This is a genomic window from uncultured Gimesia sp., assembly GCF_937910335.1.
In the GTDB taxonomy this organism is placed as follows: Bacteria; Planctomycetota; Planctomycetia; order Planctomycetales; family Planctomycetaceae; genus Gimesia.
In genome coordinates, this window is record NZ_CALEMX010000329.1 from 1 (window position 1) to 4,728 (window position 4,728).

Here is a 4,728-nt window from a genome sequence, read left to right on the forward strand (position 1 = left end):
AGCGGCTTCCAGTGCAGCGCGTGCGCCCAAAGCGGACGGATCGTTGATTGCAAAAATTGCGGCCAGATCTGGATTCGATTCGACCACATCTTTGGTCGCCTTGGATCCTTCGTCCCGAACCCCACCACCGTCTAGCGTTGCTACGACTTCGATCTTTGCATTTTTCGTCTTGTCATTGTGTGCATTCACTTTTTCGTGAAAACCTTTGACTCGCAATTGACACGATTCCGCTTGAGGGAAATGCAGGATCGCAACTTTGCCTCCGGAATCACCTAGCAACTTCACCATCGCATCACCGGCTAATTTTCCTCCCTGATAATTATCAGTTGCCACATGGCAGACGACTTTGCCTTCGTCGCCATCGTATTTGATATCGTTGGTAAAGACCGGAATCCCTTTGTCGTTAGCCTTTTTAATTGCCGGACCGATGCCATTGGAATCGCAGGGATTCAGAACAATCGCTGAGACCCCCTTCACCAAAAATTCGTCTACATGATCGGCCTGCTTTTTCACATCGCGTTCTGCTGATAGCACGATCAATTCGTACCCATGTTTTTTCGCTTCTTCCTGCATCGTATCGGCGATCACCTTGAAAAAAGGATTCGTCAACGTGAGAGCCGAGAATCCGATGGTCCCCTTACTTTGGACAGAGGGTGTATTTTCTGTTTTCGAATCGGATGCCGAATTCGAGGCTGCATCACTACAACCGAATGCGACTAGTAACATGCCAGAAAAAATTGCTAGAGAGAGCCGAGCCATTCGCTTTATCTCCAAATTATCAACAGTTGGACGAAACAAGCTTGATTGCCAGTGGCAGATATTGTATTCATATAAGAATTGGATTTCAAGTGTGGATAAGCTCATAAGCTTGTAATTCATAAAGGCTTAACTCAATCGATTCGCTATGGAATCAAACATGCCAGAAATCAAAATCGCCGAATCTAAAAAATCCGCAGTACCCAACCTCCAACGCGGAATGTCAATTCTGGAATTTCTTTCGAAGCACCAGATGAGTGCGACTATCGCAGAATTGTCAGAGCGTTTGGGTTACCCCTCAGCATCAGTCTTTCGGATCACACAGGAACTTGACGAAATGGGTTACCTGTCTCGCGATCCTGCGACAAAGCGATTCAGCCTGACCAATAAATTTTTAATGCTGGGTCAACCACAGGGACGAGAACGCGGATTGGTGGAGACATCTCTCCCCGCCATGCGCGGTCTGCGAAAAGCAACAGGTGAGACCACACAAATTTGCTGCCTTATCGAAATTGAAAATGTTATTTTGAATCAGCTGACCTCCACTCATCCCTTTAAATACTCTGCAGAACTCGGTGCCCGATGCCCTTCCTACAGTTGTGCCCCGGGAAAAGCGATCATTGCAAGTCTACCGAATGAAGACCGCGAGGAACTTGTATCACGAATTCGCTTCAAACGATTTACTCCCACCACCATCACTAACCGTCGAAGTTTTCGAGAAGAACTCACCAAAATCGCGGAATGTGGGTATGCTCTGGATCGAGCCGAGGGAATGGAGGGCATTCACTGTGTCGCAGCACCGGTTTGCGATCGCCATGGATACCCTGTCGGCGCCATCACAATTGCAGGACCTGCATCGCGAATATTGGAATCAGCGTTCGAACATCTTGGTGGGCTCGTAGCAGAGGCTGCTTCCAATATCGAATTAGATTACGGCCAATAATTTTTCAGGAGTTTGACGCAGGATGAATTTTCTTAGCCAACTAACAGGTAGCTTCGCACAGCCATGTACTGAAAACCCCACTGTCGCAATGGTCGAGTCTGCCTACCTTCATCATGGCCTTAACTGGCGTTACATTAACTGCGAAGTAACTCCCGAACACCTTGGCGATGCGGTCCGCGGAGCAAGAGCCATGGGCTGGGCGGGATTTAATTGCTCCATCCCGCACAAAGTTGCCGTTATTGAGTATCTGGATGGACTGGGCGAATCTGCTGAAGTGATTGGTGCAGTTAATTGTGCTGTGCACCGTGATGGCAAGTGGATTGGTGAAAATACCGACGGCAAAGGATTCGTCCAATCGTTGCAAGAGTCTATTGATCCCACTGACAAAACTATCGTCATGTTGGGAGCTGGCGGAGCAGCGCGGGCCATTGGCGTTGAATCGGCATTTGCAGGTGCAAAGAAGATTACGATTGTTAATCGCTCTGAAGATCGGGGGCAAGCCGTCACTTCCCTGTTGAACGAAAAGACTCCCGCTGATGCGGAATTTGTTCGATGGAAGGGTGAATACCAGGTTCCAGCAGGAACAGACATTGTAATCAATGCTACTTCAATCGGCTTGTTTCCTGACCTTGAGGCCCGCCTTGCTTTGGATTTACACACACTTACACCGGAAATGGTCGTAGCCGATGTCATCCCTAATCCACCTGAGACGCGATTGATCCGCGAGGCACGAAAAATCGGGTGTACTGTGATAGACGGTCTTGGCATGCTGGTCAATCAAGGTGTGATCGGAATCAAATATTGGTCGGATGTTGACGCCGATCCGACAGTCATGCGTAGTAAACTCGAAGAAATTTTCGGCGTAACCACGGAGAGCTTAACATGAACCGTTTTATCATTTGTCTTATTTTTGGCGGTATGAATCTTCTTTCCAGTCACACGCAAGCGGAAGAGAAACGCCATGTTCTCACGAGTGAGAATGGCAAAGTCCATACAGAAACATGGAACCTTTCTGGCGAAGGCTGGTCCGTAAAAAAACGGACGCTACATGGTGGTAAGCAGGAAGGCGTTGAACTGATCACAATCGATAACGGCGTGATGCAGATCGTCGTCATTCCCACGCGCGGCATGAGCATTTATGAGGTGCGAAACAAAGATCTGCGGATCGGCTGGAATTCTCCCGTCGAAGGAATTGTGCATCCCTCATTCATCAACCTGGAAAGCCGTGGTGGCCTCGGGTGGCTTGAAGGTTTCAACGAATGGATGGTGCGTTGCGGATTGGAATTCGCCGGGCATCCGGGAACGGATGAATTTGTGAATAATACCGGTGAAAAAGCCACCATGGATCTAACATTACACGGAAAAATTGGTAACATCCCCGCGAGTGAAGTTGAGGTCATTATTGATTCCGAAGCACCTTACCGCATTCGAGTGCGTGGGGTTGTTTATGAGAAATTCTTTTACGGTCCTAAATTGAAACTTGTGGCATAGGTCTCTGTCGTTCCTGGAGAGAACACATTTCGGATTGACGACACGGTCACCAACTTGGGCACGTTCGATCAGGAATTTCAGATGATCTATCACACCAATTTTGGCGCACCACTTTTGGGCAAAGGAGCAAAGTTACATGCCGCGCTCAAAAAAATCACCCCGATGAATGAACATGCCGGCAAGAGCATTGACACGTATGCAACCTACGAAGGCCCGACCAGAGGCTTCATTGAACAGGTCTATTTAATAGATCCCCTCGCTGACCAAGATGGCGTCACTGGAGCCGTTCTTCAGAACGCCAAAGGAAATCGCGCCGCATCCATGCAGTGGTCGACAAAGCAATTACCTTATCTGACGGTTTGGAAAAACACCGCCGCGGTTGAAGATGGATACGTCACTGGAATCGAACCAGCGACAGGTTACCCCTACAACCGCAAAGTGGAACGTGCAGCGGGCCGCGTCCCGAAGCTGGAGCCTGGAAAAACACGACGTTTCACTCTGGATTTTGGTTTACACAGAGGTGATGCCGCTGTGAAGACTGCCATCAAAAAAATAAGGTCACTTCAGGGAACACAAAAAATCGATGTGCAGACGAAACCACCTGCTGTCAACAACCCTTAAAGTATTTTCGAACTTCAATCACTGTCTCGCAATAACTTTAGAAATACAATGGCCTTCGTTATTCCTGACCCGTTAATGTGAATGCAGCCCAAAAATAGGGATGAGCTGCTCCATTGCGGTCTCGCCGGGCCCTAATTCTGGTCAATTGCGCCTGCCGAAGCGCTTCTGATTTATGCATCCCCTTCGCAAGGTTGGAAAAAAATTCTTCCATCAACAATGCGGTCTCTTGATCGGGAATACTCCAGAGTGACGCCACGACGGATTCAGCACCGGCTAACTGAAAAGCTTGTCGCAGTCCGGCAACACCTTCACCAGATCGGATTTCACCAACCCCGGTCTCGCAGGCACTCAGAACAACAAGTCTGGTTCCACGAAGATCTGCACTGATAATCTCCAGACCAGTCAAAACTCCATCGTTCTTTGACTGTCGCAATGCTTCCGGGCGATTATTACAGCCCGCCAGCATCAGACCACATCTTAACAGCGGATTGACGGTAGAATCGCGGGAAGTCGGATATGTCTGAACAAAACGCGTCATTTGCGACAATGCCGCATCGCGCATTGCCAGCAGATCAGGATCAATTTCATCTTGTGGCGGTATCATTTTTGTTTTACCTGACCGGTTAATCTTATCTGGCGGGGCTTTCAATGCCGTTTTACTGCTTGTTGACTTCTTTTTCGACGGCTTTCTAATAGCGTCTGCCAACTTCTGATATTTCTTGTGTTTGTCGTCATTCATCAGTTTTTCATAAATGTCAGCAAGCCTGAAATAAGAAGCATATAACAGATTCTTATTATCTGGATCAGCTTTTTCCCGAATGTCTACGGCGATCTGAAGTTGCTTAGCTGCATCGTTTGTACGGTCCTGACGGTCGAGAAATTGACCATAAATACTGTGTGCGTGTGCCGTTCGAACC

The 4,728-nt window shown here is 48.3% G+C and carries 4 protein-coding genes and 1 pseudogene; 3 read left to right on the plus strand and 2 right to left on the minus strand.

The window, feature by feature from the left end; genetic code table 11:
• On the minus strand, positions 1 to 759 hold a 759-nt coding region (locus tag Q0668_RS13130; RefSeq protein WP_298865380.1), incomplete at its 3' end, for a substrate-binding domain-containing protein.
• A gap of 157 nt (positions 760 to 916) precedes the next feature.
• Here Q0668_RS13130 and Q0668_RS13135 point away from each other — a divergent pair.
• The 3 genes and pseudogenes from Q0668_RS13135 to Q0668_RS13145 all read left to right on the plus strand — a co-directional run bounded on the left by Q0668_RS13135 (position 917) and on the right by Q0668_RS13145 (position 3,811).
• Positions 917 to 1,699, plus strand: a complete 783-nt coding sequence (locus tag Q0668_RS13135; protein ID WP_298865383.1) for an IclR family transcriptional regulator — start codon at positions 917 to 919, stop codon at positions 1,697 to 1,699.
• Positions 1,700 to 1,721: 22 nt separating this feature from the next.
• Entirely contained in the window at positions 1,722 to 2,585 is an 864-nt protein-coding gene (gene aroE / locus Q0668_RS13140) for a shikimate dehydrogenase (RefSeq protein WP_298865386.1), read from the plus strand.
• Between the two features lie 32 nt (positions 2,586 to 2,617).
• Positions 2,618 to 3,811, plus strand: a pseudogene (locus tag Q0668_RS13145) (aldose 1-epimerase family protein).
• 58 nt (positions 3,812 to 3,869) lie between these two features.
• On the opposite strand, the gene Q0668_RS13150 reads toward Q0668_RS13145, so the two are convergent.
• Positions 3,870 to 4,728, minus strand: an 859-nt coding sequence (locus Q0668_RS13150; protein WP_298865389.1) for a CHAT domain-containing protein, incomplete at its 5' end; no start/stop codon positions are given.